Genomic DNA, 14,875 nt, shown 5'->3' with positions numbered 1-14,875 from the left:
CGGGGCGATCTCGGATTGCCGGCGCTGAAGCATCTCGCTGACCGAGGAGACATTCTGGTGGGTGCCGGCACGGTGCTTTCGATTGACCAGGCGCGCGCTGCGATCGACGCGGGAGCTGCGTTCATCGTTACGCCCGGTCTTGATCTGGAAGTGGTGAACTATGTACGTGGAGCGAATCTTCCGATCGTGCCGGGTGTTCTCACCCCAACAGAGATCCAGTCTGCCCGCGCGGCGGGGCTGACGCGCGTCAAACTCTTTCCCGCCGGCGTGTTCGGCGGGATCGCGCTGATCGAGGCCTACGCGGCCGTGTTCCGCGACGTCCAGTTCATGCCGTCTGGCGGCATCGGGCCTGCGAACCTAGCCGCACACCTGGCGCATCCCGCGGTGTTCGCGGCGAGCGGGAGCTGGATCGTCCAGCCCGCGGCGCAGGGTGCGAAAGCGGTGGCCGAGCGCGCGCTTGAAGCGGTTAAGGCATCCTCATGACATCACTTTCTGCCACCAGGACACATGATGTCGTCGTTCTCGGCGAGAGCCTGGGACTCATCGTGAACGATCGAACAGGGCGCCTCTCCCTCGGCGGGGGCCTGCAGGTCACCTTCGGGGGCGCAGAAAGCAACGTGGCCATCGGGGTTCAGCGCCTCGGAGGGGCCGCCGCCTGGATCGGCAGGGTCGGGTCCGACGCGATCGGTGACCTCATCGTGCGTGAACTGCGTGCCGAGGGAGTGTCCGTCCATCCGACCCGCGACACCGATGCTCCGACGGCTCTCATGCTGAAGGAACGCCCGTACCCCGGCGCGAGCCGCATCACCTATTACCGCCGAGGCCAGGCGGGAAGTCGGCTCAATCCATCTGACGTGGCACCGAGTGCTGTCTCCGACGCGAAAGTCCTCTTCATCACTGGCATCTCGGCTGCCCTCGGGTCGGACCCTCTGGCTGCCGCTCACGCCGCCATTGACTTCGCGAAGTCCGCGGGAACGCTGGTGGCCTTCGATGTGAACCATCGCAGCTCTCTCGTTGACGACATCGATGGCATTGTGCAGTCGTATCGAAGTCTGGCGGAGCGCGCGGACGTCGTTTTCGCCGGCGACGACGAAGCGGCGATCCTCACGGGTCACGCGGACCCCCAACGGCAACTCGACGCCATCCTTGCGCTTGGTCCACAGCATGCTGTCGTCAAGCTCGGTGAACTCGGCGCTCTGGAGAAGTGGCGGAATGGCGCCATCACGCAGCGGTCCGCGATCCCGGTCGCAGTGGTCGACACCGTGGGAGCAGGGGACGCGTTCGCGGCGGGGTGGCTGGTCGAATGGACCCGCGGTGGGGACGCGGGCGCGCGACTCGACCTGGCAGTGCGGTGCGGTGCGTTCGCCTGCCTTGCTCAGGGCGATTGGGAGTCAGCTCCCACCCGCAGCGACATCGCATGGCTGGACGGGAACGGCGGCGACCCGGTCAGTCGGTGAGAACCACCAACAAGCTGGACGTTATCTCTTTGTGAGGTTTCACGACGGGAATTGTCGCAGGTCACGGGCAGACTAGGGGCATGGCTCGACTCCTGTTGCACTCCGATCGTCTTGAAGTCATTTTGTCGACCGCTGAGAAGACGCTTTCGCTGCGCCGGGAGAACATCGTGGTACCGCGCTCGTCGATCCGCTCAGCCACTCTGACGGATGATCCGTGGATCTGGGTGCGTGGCATCCGTGCGCCAGGGACAGCCATTCCTCTCACCCTCGCGGTTGGGCAGTGGAAGTTCCACGGCGGCAAGGACTTCCTCGTGCTCAAGGGCACGAAACCGTCGGTCGTCATCGATACAGCCGACGAGGAATTCTCTCGCCTGATCATCACCACCAAACACGGCATGGAGCTCGTATCCAAGCTGCAACTCGACGCGAAGCCGGTGAAGAAGTCGCCGCGCGCCCGCAAGACGACGCCGCAGGTCACGCCGAAGCCCAAGCGTGTGGTGGCTCCCAAGACGGATGCCGATGCGCCAGCCGCCGGAGTCGATTCAGCGCCCGCAGACATCACCGTCGACGGATCGGCCATCGTCACGCCGAAAACGGCAGCGGCTGCGGCAAAGACACGGGCTCCCGCTCGCCGCCCGAAGGCGGCGAAGACCCCGAAGACAACTCCTGCGACAGAGGACAGCACACCCACAGACGCGGTCTGAGCCGGGCCCCGGCTGCTCGCTGTGCCTCCGCGGGCGGCCCGGCTCAGGCGTTGACGTCGACGACCGTCCTCCCGCGAACCTCGCCGGCCAGGAGCCGCTCGGCGTTCTCCTTCGCCGTGGCGAGAGGGACCACGTCGGTCATCCCGTCGAGCAGGTCGACGTCCAGATCGCGCTCGAGCCGAGCCCACGCTTCCTGCCTCCGCGCGAGGGAGGCGTCGACCGAGTTGATTCCGGCGAGGCTGACGCCGCGGAGGATGAACGGCAGGACGCTACCCGGCAGGTCGGCACCCTGGGCGAGTCCGCACGTGGTCGCCACTCCGCCGGAGTTCAGCTGAGCGATCGCATTGACCAGGGTGTGGCTCCCCACCGCGTCGACGACGGCAGCGTAGCGCTGTGACTGCATGGGTTTCCCCGGCTCTGAGAGGCCGGCCCGGTCGAGGATCTCCGCGGCACCGAGCGTCGTCAGATACGCCGCTTCCTTTTCCGCGCGTCCGGTCGACGCCACCACGGTGAAGCCCAGCCCGGCGAGAAGCGCAACGGCGACCGAACCGACGCCCCCGGCCGCACCGGTGACAAGTACGGGTCCGTCTCCTGGCGTGACACCGTGGCGCTCGACAGCGAGCACCGACAACATTGCCGTGAAGCCCGCTGTTCCGACGGCGGCAGAACGAAGCGAGCCGAGAGCCTCAGGGACGCGGACCAGTGCGGAGCCGTCCACCCGGGCACGCTGCGCCAGCCCGCCATGGGCGCTCTCACCGAGCCCGGCGCCGTTCAGGACAACCGTGTCGCCGGGCGCCCAATCCATCGAATCGGAGGATTCCACGGTTCCAACGAGGTCGATGCCCGGGATGAGGGGCCAGTTCCTCACCACGCCAGGTCGACCGCACAGCGCGAGTGCATCCTTGTAGTTGATGCTCGAATACTCGACCGCGATGACGGTGTCACCGGCGATCAGATCGCCGTCGGCGAGTTCGCGAAGGGATGCCGTCTGCGTGGCGGCTCCTGAGGCATCCGCCTGCTTCGAAACCCACCAGGCCTGGAACGTCGTCGTCATGCGACCAGCCTAGGGGTGGCGCGAGGGCAGAACGGGGAAATGCCCCCGCTCCGTGGACTGAGCCCGTCGAAATCAGGGACCACCCTCAACCGACCGCTCGCCCTTCTCGTGGCAGCGACGGCGTTCATGGAGATCCTCGACGGCACGATCATCCAAACCGCGGGCGATCGAAGCGGCGCGGATGTCGGCGCAGGCGGGTGCAGAGGTGGCGGCGCTGATGGATGGCACGGTTTCGAGGAGATCGCACGGTTTGCAGGATGATTTCTCGAGTTTGGTCCTGCAAAGCGTTCGTTCTCCTGCAAGACGTGCGCCGCAGCGCAAGGCCCTTGCCGCCATCACGCCGACCCGCCTAGCGTCGAAGGCAACGCAACGAGAGGAACATCCCATGAGTGACATCGAGAACGGCTCACCGAAGAACGCCCTGCCGGACGGCCTCGCCGCGACACCCGAAGTCGTCGACGCGCAGTTCGTCGACCAGGGATTCAGCGAAGACATCGTCTCCTCTCCTGAGCTGCGCGCCCAGGACTATGAGGGTGACAACGAGGTGCTCAAGGAGCACTACAACACCGACGACGCCGATCCGGATGCGGCGGACGAGATTCTCAACGACCAGATCGACGGTCGCACCGACGGTTAGCCCGCGAGAGCCGCGTGCGTCTCACATCGGGGCGCCGCGGCCGCGTGCTCGGCGCAGAGAACCAGCTGGGTTCGGCAGGAGGGGTCCGCGCAGTTTTGCATGTGACGTGACGCCGCACCACAGAAGGCGCACGACCCGACCACCGCCGCATGGTCGGAGAAGTCCATCGACATCCGGTTGTCGAACACGTAAAGCGAGCCTTCCCACAGGCCGTCGTCGCCATAGGTCTCGCCGTAGCGGACGACCCCACCGTCGAGCTGATACACCTCGCCGAAGCCACGGCTCTTCATCAGCCCGGACAGGACTTCGCAGCGGATGCCGCCGGTGCAGTAGGTGACGACCGGCTTGTCCTTGAGGTGGTCGTATTTGCCGCTGTCCAGTTCCGCCACGAACTCGCGGGTGTTCGACACGTCGGGGACGATCGCATCCTTGAAACGACCGATCTCCGCCTCGAAGGAATTGCGGCCGTCGAAAAAGACAACGTCATCGCCGCGTTCGGCTACGAGGTCGTGCAGTTCACTCGGCTGCAGCTTCGTACCGCCGCCCACGACGCCGTTCGCGTTGACCTCGAGTTCACCCGGGGCTCCGAATGAGACGATCTCGTCGCGTACCTTGACCACGAGCCGCGGAAAGTCGAGGCTCGCACCGCCCTCGTCGAGACCGGTGCCCTCTGACCACTTGACGTCGAGGTTCTTGAACGCCGGGTACTCCCGAGTCTTCCGCAGGTATTTCTTGACCGCCGTGAGCTCACCACCGATTGTGCCGTTGAGCCCGTCCTTCGAGAGCAGGATGCGCCCGCGCAGGTTCAGAGATTCCGCGAGGTCTCTCTGCCAGAGCCTGACCGCGTCAGGGTCGGCGAGTGGCGTGAAGACGTAGTAGAGGAGGATCTTCGAAATGGCCACGGGTCGATTTTAGCTGCCGTTCGCTGGGCAGCCGCCGGATGCGCGCAACGGGACGATCCGGGTCCCTGGAGCGCTCAACAGGAAGAATCGCTCAGCCTCGATGCCCGGCTCCCGTTGAGCGTGCTCACGCCGGAAAGCCCAGCAGCGCAGAGAAGCGTGCGGCGCCGGCCGTGACGAGGTCCACCCAGTGATCCTCGGGATGTTGTGCCCACCGCGCCGTCGACACGGAAATGCTGATCGCGGCCACAACGGCTCCTCCGCCATCCCGGACCGGGGCCGCGGCACAGCGGATGTGCGGTGTCGATTCCTCGTTCTCGAAAGCGACTCCCCGCTTCCGGATGCGGGCGAGTTCCGCTTCCAGTTCCGCGAGGGTGCCGATGCTGTGCTCGGTCATCCGCGGCAGATTCTCGGGGTCAGGCAAGCGGGCAGCCAGCGACTGCGGCGACGCGTAGGCGAGCAGGGCCTTGCCGAGGCCGGTGACAGTGGCCGGCAGTCGCTGGCCGATGCTGGAGGGCAGTCGGAGGTTGTCGCGGCTCTCGATTTTCGCCAGGTAGAACACGTCGCCTCCCTCGAGCAGGGCGACGCTGACGGTCTCGCCGCTCGATGCGGCGAGCTCGCGCGCGACGTCGTTGGCCGTTGAGAGCATGTCGAACCGTGCCGAGTAGGCGTTGCCGAGCTGGAGAAGCCGTACCCCCAGTCGGTAGGTGCCGGTGATCTCGTCCTTCTGCAGGTACTCCCTGGCGACGAGGGTCGCCAGGAGTTCGTGGACAGACGTACGGGGAAGCCCGGTCTTTCGAACCACGTCCGGTGCGCTGAGCGGTTTGCTGTCATTGAGGAACAACTCGAGGATGTCGAGAGTGCGCAACACGGCGGGGGTGAGTCGGGCCATGCCTTATGAATAGCGGGGAAAGAACTCAGCCGCAAATGCGCCCACTTGAGAACGCCTCGATCGCATCGCGACGCTGCCCCGGGCGTCGGCACGATCTCCGACCTCAAACGGGCGGCATCCGCCGGCGTCAGCTACGTGCGGGTCGCCACCCACCGCACCGAAGCGGATGTTTCGACGCCAACGACGAGCTCGTCATCGTCGCCATGGTCGAAACCCGCCGGCCTCGACGCCGCCGACGAGATCGACGGCATCGACGGCATCGACGGCATCGACGTCATCCTGATCGGCCCGGCCGATCTCGCCGCAAGCCTCGGTGCCGCTATCGGCAGCACCGAACACACGGATGTCGTATCCCGCATCTTCGAGACTGCCCTCGCGGCTGGACGCCAGGTCGGCATCCACTGCGCGGACGCCGATCAGACAGCTTTCTACCGCGACCGCGGTGCCCGGCTGTTGCTCATCGGCACCGATGTTTCCTTCCTCTCCGGCGCCGCGTCGGCGGACCTCAGAGAATTACCCTGCAAGGACGACAGGTCCTTTTTCATGGCCACGCTCCCGGAGGCTCCCGCCCCGGTGGACAATTCCAACTGATCGACGGGCCGACCCGTCGGGGCGCACTCTTCGGCAGCGCTGTCGGCAGCGCTGTCGGCAGTGCCGTCGAGGGGTACGACGACGTCCTCGACGCACCATGTCGGCTCTCGCCTTCGGCCCCCTGTTCGTGCCGTCAGGTGACCCCGTCGGAAGCCAGATGCTCGCGCTCGCGTTCCTGATCCGCCCCGTCATCGGCATCATCTTCAGCCACATCGGCGACCGGATCGAGCGCAAGAAGACCCTCGTGATCACCCTGACGATCATGGGTGTCGCCACGGTCGCGATCGGCCTCATGCCGACATCGACATGATCGGCACGCGGGCGCCGATCCGCTCTGCACGTGCGCTCGCCGCGAGTCGGCGCCGCCTCCCGGGTCAGCCCGACAGGCGCAGCTGGAGCCAGACGGCCAACTGCTCGTCCGGGTTGTCCAGTCGGAGACCGAAGAGTGATTCGGCGCGCCTGATTCGGTATCGCAACGTGTTCGGGTGCACGGTGAGTTCCCGGGCGGCGGCGCCGACGTCGCCCATCGCGGAGAACCAGGCGCATAGGCTCGCTCGGTAGGCGGTGCGCCGTGTGCTGTCGTGCTCGATCAACGCTCGCACTCCGGGATGCCGAAACGTTGGTGTGTCCCCGAGTTCCCGGGCGAGATGCATCAAAAATACCTGTGAATGGATCTGGGCGGCAGTTGAGATGTGCGGCAACCGCCGATCGTTGGAGAGGACGGAAAGCACCTCGTCGACCTCGTGCCTCTGGACGGCGATGTCGGCAGCTCCAGCCGCTGGCGAGCTGATGGCGGCGAACACCTCACGGCCGAGACGGGTCTTGACTGTGGAGGCCGCGCCCTCTACAAGCCGGGTCGCAGAGGCGACATCGCGGACGGAGGGCAACAGCAGGTAGGCAATCGGCCCGATGGAGGTGCAAGACACGTTCGCGCGCAGAACGCCGAAATACTGTTCAAGAGCTGTGACCAGCTGGCGTACCAACGGCTGCACCGGCGATTCGGCCGACGCCGCATCGGCGGCGAACATGAAGGCGACAACCAGGGCGGAAGTGTCCGGCGCGATCCCGAACCGCCCAGCTGTGCTTGACGCGATTCCCGAGCCGTCGAGAACAGACCGCAGCCATTCCGCTCGTACCTGGCGCTCGACATTGACCGAATCGCGCGCATAGAGCATCTGCACGGCAGCGAGACGCGTGGCTTCGAGCAGCACTACTTCGGCGTCGCGGCTCACCGGTCCTCCGTCTTCGATCACCCAGATCGAGCCCAGCTCCTCTTTGCCGGCCCGAATGGCGGCGGCGCAGCGTGGCAGCTCCCCATCGGAGGGGTCAAGTGGAAAATGCACGACCCCTTCGGTGAGCATCACTTCGCGGTATTGCTTGTTATGTTTGGGCAGGTCGGGGACCTGCCGGGCCAGGATCCCGTTCCTCCTCAACTCGTCCATGGGATGATGCTCGAGCGTCGAGTAGGCAAGGACGTTCCGATCCGAGTCCTCAATGGCGGCAGAACCCCCCAGCGCCGTGGCAACCGCGTTCGCGAGAACGAACAGGTCGCTGCCCGCACCGTTGTCCGCCTCTCCCGACATCGAGCGGCTCCTCATCGCCGCAGCGATCAGGTTTCCGACATGGCTCCACGGGACATCGTCGACGACCGTCAGCTTCGCGACACCCGCGTCGGCGTCGAGCCCGGCCCTTGTCTCGGCGTCTGCCCCGCGCCGTTTGAAGATGATCGCGCTGAGACCGCGCAGCCCCGCTTCCCTGGTCACGCGATCGAAGTCCGCTGAGCCCGGTTCCAGCCCGATGAGCAACAGGATGCCGCCAGGGACGTCCGGTATCTCCTCGAGCGGGTCGTACATGATCGGTATCGACACCGGTCGGTGGAGACCGGTCGTACCAGCGGCCGACCAGAGCAGCTGGCTCCCGAGCGTGTCGATGAGTCCGCCGACGGTCAGGGGTCGGATTACGGGGTCCATGGGCATCCTCGCTCGTCGGGTGCGGATTGGCGGATCGGCCAAGGGTCTGAGCCGAAGCTTAGCGCCTCGGCTAACGCCCTCGGTCGGCATTCGAAGGATGATGTTCTCAGGCGCGAGCGTGTCGCGCACCACAGTGAGGAAACCTATGACGGCTCAGCAGGAGGGGAACTCCACGAGGGCGCAGCTCCTCGAGAGATTTCCCGAGGAAGCCGACATCACCGAGGAGGGCGAACTCGTCATCGGTGGCTGTCCCGTGAGCGAACTCGCAGCACAGTACGGCACCCCTGCCTATCTGGTCGATGAGATCGGCCTGCGACGCCAGATCCGACGATTCATCGATGGCTTGAGCGCCAGGTGGCCGAACTCCGAAGTGCTCTTCGCGTCCAAGTCATTGCCCTGTGTCGCAATGTATGCAATCGCCCAGTCCGAGGGCCTCAGCGTAGATGTCGCCGGCGGCGGTGAACTGGTCATGGCACTGGCGGCAGGCGTCGACCCCGACCGAATCTATCTGCACGGGAACTCGAAGTCGGACACCGAAATCCAGATGGCCTTGGATGCCGGCATCCGCGGCATCGTCGTCGACAATTTCGATGACCTCGACCGACTCGACAGGCTTGCCACCACACGCCAGGGCGTGCTCCTGCGGATGATCCCGGGGATTGAAACCCAAACCCACGCCTCGCAGGCGACGGGCGGCCACGATTCGAAGTTCGGGCTTCCGGTCGACCAGCTCCGACAAGCCATCGAACGGGTGAATGCGAGCCCGTTGCTGCGACTGGACGGGATTCACGTGCACGTGGGATCGCAGATCCTCGACTCCGCACCCTTCGCCAGTGCCGTACGGTCCGTGGCAGAACTCGGACCCTTCTCCACCTACGACATCGGCGGTGGCCTCGGCGTCCCATACACCGACGGCGAGACCGCCCCGAGCGTGGAAGAGTACCTCGATGTCATCGTGGCGGCCGCCCGTGAACTACTGCCGGCATCCGCCAAACTGATGATCGAACCCGGCCGGTCCATCGTGGCCCGCGCCGGAATCACGCTCTACTCGGTGAACACGGTGAAAAGCACAGCAAAAACATTCGTAGCGGTCGACGGAGGCATGGCGGACAATCTCGACATCGCGCTCACCGGGCAGCGCTATGACGCAGTCATCGCAACTCGGATGACCGAACCCAGAACCGTTCTCAGCGACGTCGTCGGACGACAGTGTGAGTCAGGAGATCTGCTGGTCGGCGAGGTGAAACTGTCCCGGCCACAGAGGGGGGACCTGCTTGCGATGCCGATGACCGGTGCTTACGCGTACACGATGGCGAACAACTACAACGGCGCACTCATCCCGCCGATCATCTTCTGTGCTGAGGGAATGAGCCGCCTCGGGGCGGAACGACAGACTTACGAAGACCTGCTGCACCTGCACCGCCCTGCTCTGCAGGGTTCCTGGTAAACCCGCAATCTCGCTCCACCAGCTTGCTCCACCAGCTCGCTCATCACAGACGACAGCAATCGAAGGGAACATCATGAGGCATCACTTTCTCGGCCGAGCGGTAACCGCGGGGGTCGCGGCGCTCGCCCTTCTCGCTCTCGCCGGTTGTGCGCCAGCGGGCGATCAGCCGGACAAGAAGGAAGGAGCTTCACTGGTCGTCGACATGTCCTTCGACGTCAAGACGCTCGATCCGGGCCGATCCTTCGAGCGCACGGGAACGTTGGTGAATCACGTGCTTTACGAGACGCTTCTCACCTTCAACGGCGACGATGTGTCTAAACCCGTCGATGGGCTCGCGTCCTACGTGCTGTCCGATGAAGACAAGGTCATGACGCTGACGATGAAGGACGGCGGCGCGTTCTCCGACGGGTCACCGATCACGGTCGACGATGCCGTCTTCTCGCTGCAGCGGGTCCAGGGGATCGCCGGGAATCCGTCGTTCCTGCTCGATGGCGTCACGATCGCCAAGACGTCGGACACCACGCTGACCCTGACCTCCGAAACGCCGAACCCGACCCTCGCGTATCTCCTGCCCAACCCGAGCCTCGGCATCATCAACTCGAAGCTGCTCACGGAGAACGGCGGAAGCGTCGATTCGGATGATGCGTCGGAAAGCTTCCTGAATGGCACATCAGCCGGCTCTGGTCCCTACATTCTCGAGTCATACGACGCGACCTCGCAGATCGTTCTGGCGGCGAACCCGGAGTACCGCGGAGATCAGCCCGCGTACTCGCGCATCGTCGTCCGTAATGTCATCGGTGAGACGCAGAAGCTCAACGTGCAAGCGGGCGAATCCCAGGTCGCGATCGACCTGAACCCGGACCAGGTCGCGGAACTGTCTGCGGACGAACTGAACATCAAATCGGCTCCGTCGAGGTACACCATCTACATGATGCTGAATCAGGACCCGTCGATCAGCACGATAACGTCTAACCCTGATTTCAGCACGGCCGTGAAGTCGGCGCTCGACTACGACAAGATCCTCGCTCTCGCCGGAAAGGGCGCCGAGCGGCCAGGTGGTGTCGTCCCCTCGATGTTCGTCGGCACGCTTCCCACCGAACGGGGGAACCAGTTCGACCTCGCCGCAGCGAAGGAGTCCCTGAAAGCATCGGGGTACGCCGGTGAGGAAGTCGTTCTCCACTACGCCAACGACGTCACTGTGTCCGGCATCGCCCTCCAGCCCCTCGCCGAGACCGTGCAGTCACAGCTGAAGGACGTCGGAATCAACGTCACCCTTGCGGCGGCCCCAGAGGCCACCGAACTCGATAACTACCGGGCCGGCAAGGAAGAAATGGGCATCTGGTCCTGGGGAGCCGACTACCCGGACCCGCAGAACTACATCGCCTTCGCGCCTGGGGAGAATCTCGGTAAACGAGCCGGCTGGCTCGCCGGCGATGCTGAACGGGTCGAGCGCCTTCGGGCCGCGGCGCAAGCGGCATCCTTCGACGACCGCGGAGCAGCCTATGAGGAGCTCCAGGTTGCCCTCAACGAGGACGGGCCGTTCATCGCGCTCTTCCAGCCCGTCGGCAACATCGTGACCGCGAAGTCGATCACGGGATTCACCTCGAACTCGGTGTGGACGATTGACCTCGCAAGCATTGAGTGACGAGGCCGGGGTTGCAGAGACGGAGGGTGAAAACCCTGGTTCTGCAACTCCGCCTCAGAACTCGGCCGATACCGCGCCCCGCACCCGCGGCGTCGTGCACCCCCTTGCCCGGTACCTCCTCACGAGGCTGGGAATCGGTGTGGTGCTCGCCTTCGGGATCACCCTTGTGACCTTCACCCTCGCGAACCTCGTGCCGGGCGATCCAGTGCAGGCGGCGCTCGGCGAACAAGCGTCCGCCAATCCCGCGATCGTGCAGCAGTTCCGGGAAGACATGGGCCTCGATAAGCCGCTCCCGGTTCAGTACGTCACGTATCTGGGAAATCTGCTCCAAGGGGACTTCGGCGTCTCGGTTCAGACTCGGACGCCGGTGGCTCTCGAACTGCAACGGGCCTTTCCGGCGACCGCCGAACTCGCGACCGCGGCGATCCTGCTCTCCATCCTGGTCGGTATCGGCCTTGGCCTGATGGCCGCCCTTCGCCGGGGCAAGACAGTCGACCATGTGATCCGGCTCGTCAGCCTGTTGGGTATTTCAGCACCCACGTTCTGGCTGGCGCTGGTCGCGTACTACGTGGTCTTCTACCAACTCCGTCTGCTTCCCGGATCGGGCAGGCTTTCTCCGGGTGCGGTACCGCCGCCGAACGTGACCGGTTTCTACACCATCGATTCGGTCTTGGCTGGGCAGTGGGCAACGTTCGGTGACGCCCTCAGCCACCTCATCCTCCCCGGGACAGTGCTCGCGCTGAGCACCATCGGGCTGTTGACGAGGTTCGCCCGGTCATCCGTCCTCGACGTCCTCAGCCTCGACTATGTGCGGGCGGCTCGAGCGAAAGGACTTCCCTCATCGGCGGTGACGCTCCGATACGTGCTCCGCGGCGCTCTGGTCCCCATCATCACGGTGCTCGGAATCGCATTCGGTTCGCTCCTCTCCGGCGCTGTGCTGACTGAGAAAGTCTTCGCCTGGCATGGCATCGGCGAATACGCGTACAACGGCGCCACCAGGCTCGACCTCCCGGCAGTCATGGGAGTGGGCCTGGTGGTCGGAATCACCTACATATTGATCAACCTCGCCGTCGACGTCCTCTACGGCTTCCTTGATCCGAGAGTGAGAAGGGCATGACCGCCGTCGAGAACACCAGGTCGCGACCACGACGATTCGCCCTGCCCAAAGCCCTGCGATCCCCCCTGGGGGTCATTGGAGCGTCCATCATCGCCGTCTGGGTGGTGGCCGCCGTCCTGGCACCGTGGATCGCGCCGGCCGATCCGCTTGCGCAGTCATTTCCCCGCCTTCAGGAACCCGGTGGAACGAACATCCTCGGTACGGATGCGGTCGGCCGGGACATCCTGTCGCGGGTCATTCACGGTGCCCGCATCTCGCTGCCGCTCGCCCTGCTCGTCGTCGTGAGCTCGATGATTCTCGGAACCGTGCTCGGGGCCATCGCCGGGTACTTCGGCAAGGTCCTGGATGAGGTGATCATGCGGGTCGCCGACCTCGTCTTCGCGTTCCCGACGATCATCCTCGCCCTCGTCATCGCCGCGGCTCTCGGCCCCAGCCTGACGAATGCCTTCATCGCGATGCTCGTCGTGTCGTGGCCGGGTTATGCGCGGGTCGCCCGCTCCCTCGTCATGGTCGCGCGTCAGAACGAGTACGTCGTCGCGGGTCGGCTGCTGGGGGCCAGCGCGCTCACCTCGCTGTGGCGGGATGTGCTGCCCAACGTCATCTCGCCGGTGCTGGTACTCGCCACTCTCAACGTCGGGGCTGCCATCCTCGAACTCTCCGGCCTGTCGTTCCTCGGCCTCGGTGCCGTGCCGCCGCTTGCGGACTGGGGCGCAATGGTCTCGGACGGTGTCCACCAATTCTCGTCGTGGTGGATCGCTCTCTTCCCCGGCCTGGCGATCCTCACCGTCGTGGTGGCGTTCAACCTCGTCGGCGACTCCCTCCGTGATTCCCTGGACCCGACGATGGCGAAAGCCGTGAACGGCGGTAAACGATGAGTGGCTTGAAGATCCGCGACCTCACCCTCGCGATCGGAGCTGTCGACATTCTTCGCGGCATCAGCTTCGATGTGCCGGCAGGGACGATAACCGGCCTGGCCGGCGAATCGGGCTCGGGGAAGACAATGACCGGGATGACGGTGTGTGGCCTCCAGCCGGCGGCGGCGCGTGTCGGGGGCGAGATCGAATACGACGGCAGGAACCTGGTCGGCCTCGAGGAGCGCTCGCTGCGGGCGATCCGGGGCAAGGAGATCGCCATGGTCTTCCAGGATCCGTCGGCCGCGCTTCACCCGATGCTGACCATCGAAACCCAGATCACGGACCACCTCAGACACCATGCGGGACTCAGCCGGCGCGACGCGGCAACGCGAGCCGTTGAGACGCTCGACAACCTGCGTGTCCCGAACCCGCGGTCAGCGCTCAAGAAGTACCCACACGAATTCTCCGGAGGGCAGCTGCAGCGGATCGCCATCGCCGGTGCCATCATCTGCAATCCGAAGGTCCTGATCGCCGACGAACCCACCACGGCCCTCGATGTGACGGTGCAGGCCGGCATCCTGCGGCTCCTGCGGCAGTTGTGCACCGACCTCGACCTCGCGGTGCTCCTCGTGACCCATGACCTCGGCGTGATGTCGGCCGTGGCCGACCGCATCATCGTTCTGCGCCACGGCGAGATCGTTGAGGAGGGCTCGCGTTTCGACGTGATCACCGCGCCGCGGGAGGAGTACACGCGGTCACTGATCGAGTCGCTGCCCCGCTCGGAATCCTGGGGAACACAGAAGGAGAAGGCACTGTGACGGATCCACTCCTCGACATCCGCAACGTCACCGTGAGTTACCGGCAGCCGGGAGTCGGCCGCCTGACCGCGGTCAACGACGTCACCCTCAGCCTGGGCAGGGGAGAGGTACTCGGCCTGGTCGGTGAATCCGGATGCGGCAAGTCGACGCTTGCCCGCTCCATCTGCGGTCTTGAGCCGGTGGAGTCGGGAAGCATCTCCTTCAACGGGCGACAGGTGGGGCGGCTGGGGTTTGGCCGGCGTCCGCGCGAGCTGGTCGCCATCCAGATGGTCTTCCAGAACCCGTTTGCCTCCCTCAATCCGCGACGCACGATCGGCAGCCAGATCGAAGACGGACTCCGGGCCAATCCGCGGCCGGACACCTGGACGGTCGCCGGGCTGCTCGACGAGGTTGAACTGGACCGCTCGAGCATTGCGCGCTATCCCCATGAGTTCTCCGGCGGCCAACGTCAACGGATCGCGATCGCCAGGGCGATCGCTGCTGGGCCCGACCTCTTGATTGGGGACGAAGCGATCGCATCGCTGGACGCGTCCCTGCAGGCGAAAATCGCGCGGCTGATGCGCAAGCTGGCTCTCGAGAGCGACGCCGCGCTCCTGTTCATCTCACACGACCTTGCCGTCGTGCGAGTCATTGCCGACGACGTCGCCGTGATGAATCGAGGAGTGATCGTCGAAAAGGGTCCGGTTGCACAGGTCTGGAACGCACCACAGAATGAGTACACCGAGCGGTTGCTTTCCGCGATCCCAGCGGTCGATGGCCTCGGACGGCTGCCGGCAACGGTCTGAACGGG

17 protein-coding genes are annotated in these 14,875 nt (G+C 65.2%); 13 read left to right on the top strand and 4 right to left on the bottom strand.

From position 1 onward, the window contains the following. The 3 genes from JWP90_RS01465 to JWP90_RS01455 all read left to right on the top strand — a co-directional run. Positions 1-483 (top strand): keto-deoxy-phosphogluconate aldolase (locus JWP90_RS01465; protein WP_297358835.1); only part of this gene is annotated, 483 nt, incomplete at its 5' end. Next, positions 480-1,457 carry a sugar kinase gene (locus JWP90_RS01460; RefSeq protein WP_297358833.1) on the top strand — a complete coding sequence of 326 codons (978 nt, stop codon included), beginning with the start codon at positions 480-482 and terminating at the stop codon, positions 1,455-1,457. The genes JWP90_RS01465 and JWP90_RS01460, both read left to right, overlap by 4 nt. 80 nt (positions 1,458-1,537) lie before the next feature. Then, entirely contained in the window at positions 1,538-2,161 is a 624-nt protein-coding gene (locus JWP90_RS01455) for a hypothetical protein (protein WP_297358830.1), read from the top strand. A gap of 43 nt (positions 2,162-2,204) precedes the next feature. Here the strand turns inward: JWP90_RS01455 and JWP90_RS01450 are convergent, their stop codons facing one another. Then, positions 2,205-3,215 carry an MDR family oxidoreductase gene (locus JWP90_RS01450; protein WP_297358828.1) on the bottom strand — a complete coding sequence of 337 codons (1,011 nt, stop codon included), beginning with the start codon at positions 3,213-3,215 and terminating at the stop codon, positions 2,205-2,207. 39 nt (positions 3,216-3,254) lie between these two features. Here JWP90_RS01450 and JWP90_RS01445 point away from each other — a divergent pair, with 39 nt between their 5' ends. Next, the gene (locus tag JWP90_RS01445) at positions 3,255-3,476 is read left to right on the top strand and encodes a hypothetical protein (RefSeq protein WP_297358826.1); all 222 of its coding nucleotides are present in this window, start codon (positions 3,255-3,257) and stop codon (positions 3,474-3,476) included. Positions 3,477-3,600: 124 nt separating this feature from the next. After that, positions 3,601-3,852, top strand: a complete 252-nt coding sequence (locus JWP90_RS01440) for a hypothetical protein (protein ID WP_297358824.1) — start codon at positions 3,601-3,603, stop codon at positions 3,850-3,852. Here the strand turns inward: JWP90_RS01440 and JWP90_RS01435 are convergent. Both JWP90_RS01435 and JWP90_RS01430 read right to left on the bottom strand, forming a co-directional pair. After that, positions 3,849-4,754 (bottom strand): rhodanese-related sulfurtransferase, encoded by a 906-nt coding sequence (locus tag JWP90_RS01435; protein ID WP_297358822.1) that lies wholly within the window; start codon positions 4,752-4,754, stop codon positions 3,849-3,851. The two genes, JWP90_RS01440 and JWP90_RS01435, sit on opposite strands and share 4 nt — an antisense overlap. A 124-nt stretch (positions 4,755-4,878) precedes the next feature. Further along, positions 4,879-5,643 carry an IclR family transcriptional regulator gene (locus JWP90_RS01430; RefSeq protein WP_297358819.1) on the bottom strand — a complete coding sequence of 255 codons (765 nt, stop codon included), beginning with the start codon at positions 5,641-5,643 and terminating at the stop codon, positions 4,879-4,881. A gap of 45 nt (positions 5,644-5,688) precedes the next feature. Here JWP90_RS01430 and JWP90_RS01425 point away from each other — a divergent pair, with 45 nt between their 5' ends. Then, a complete protein-coding gene (locus JWP90_RS01425; RefSeq protein WP_297358817.1) occupies positions 5,689-6,234 on the top strand; it encodes an aldolase/citrate lyase family protein in 546 nt (181 codons plus the stop codon). Positions 6,235-6,331: 97 nt separating this feature from the next. After that, the gene (locus JWP90_RS01420) at positions 6,332-6,544 is read left to right on the top strand and encodes a hypothetical protein (RefSeq protein ID WP_297358815.1); all 213 of its coding nucleotides are present in this window, start codon (positions 6,332-6,334) and stop codon (positions 6,542-6,544) included. A 64-nt stretch (positions 6,545-6,608) separates the two neighbouring features. Here JWP90_RS01420 and JWP90_RS01415 read toward each other — a convergent pair whose 3' ends face one another. Continuing rightward, entirely contained in the window at positions 6,609-8,204 is a 1,596-nt protein-coding gene (locus tag JWP90_RS01415; RefSeq protein WP_297358813.1) for a CdaR family transcriptional regulator, read from the bottom strand. Between the two features lie 145 nt (positions 8,205-8,349). On the opposite strand from JWP90_RS01415, the gene lysA reads away from it, so the two are divergent. From lysA to JWP90_RS01385, 6 genes are all read left to right on the top strand, one after another. Beyond that, on the top strand, positions 8,350-9,651 hold the full coding sequence (gene lysA, locus JWP90_RS01410; RefSeq protein WP_297358811.1) for a diaminopimelate decarboxylase: 1,302 nt from the start codon (positions 8,350-8,352) through the stop codon (positions 9,649-9,651). A 73-nt stretch (positions 9,652-9,724) separates the two neighbouring features. Continuing rightward, the gene (locus JWP90_RS01405; protein WP_297358809.1) at positions 9,725-11,296 is read left to right on the top strand and encodes an ABC transporter substrate-binding protein; all 1,572 of its coding nucleotides are present in this window, start codon (positions 9,725-9,727) and stop codon (positions 11,294-11,296) included. Positions 11,297-11,390: 94 nt separating this feature from the next. Next, positions 11,391-12,413 carry an ABC transporter permease gene (locus JWP90_RS01400; protein WP_297358806.1) on the top strand — a complete coding sequence of 341 codons (1,023 nt, stop codon included), beginning with the start codon at positions 11,391-11,393 and terminating at the stop codon, positions 12,411-12,413. Continuing rightward, complete coding sequence (locus JWP90_RS01395; protein WP_297358804.1) at positions 12,410-13,288, top strand: ABC transporter permease; 879 nt, start codon at positions 12,410-12,412, stop codon at positions 13,286-13,288. Before JWP90_RS01400 ends, JWP90_RS01395 begins: the two co-directional genes overlap by 4 nt. Continuing rightward, positions 13,285-14,085, top strand: a complete 801-nt coding sequence (locus JWP90_RS01390; protein ID WP_297358802.1) for an ABC transporter ATP-binding protein — start codon at positions 13,285-13,287, stop codon at positions 14,083-14,085. The genes JWP90_RS01395 and JWP90_RS01390 overlap by 4 nt, the downstream gene beginning before the upstream one ends. Further along, positions 14,082-14,870, top strand: a complete 789-nt coding sequence (locus JWP90_RS01385; RefSeq protein WP_297358800.1) for an ABC transporter ATP-binding protein — start codon at positions 14,082-14,084, stop codon at positions 14,868-14,870. Before JWP90_RS01390 ends, JWP90_RS01385 begins: the two co-directional genes overlap by 4 nt. The last annotated feature ends 5 nt before the right edge of the window (positions 14,871-14,875 follow it).

Origin of the sequence: Mycetocola sp. (assembly GCF_025464835.1) — a bacterium.
GTDB lineage: Bacteria > Actinomycetota > Actinomycetes > Actinomycetales > Microbacteriaceae > Mycetocola_A.
Note: the sequence above shows the minus strand (reverse complement) of the source record. Positions and strands in the feature narration are given on the sequence as shown.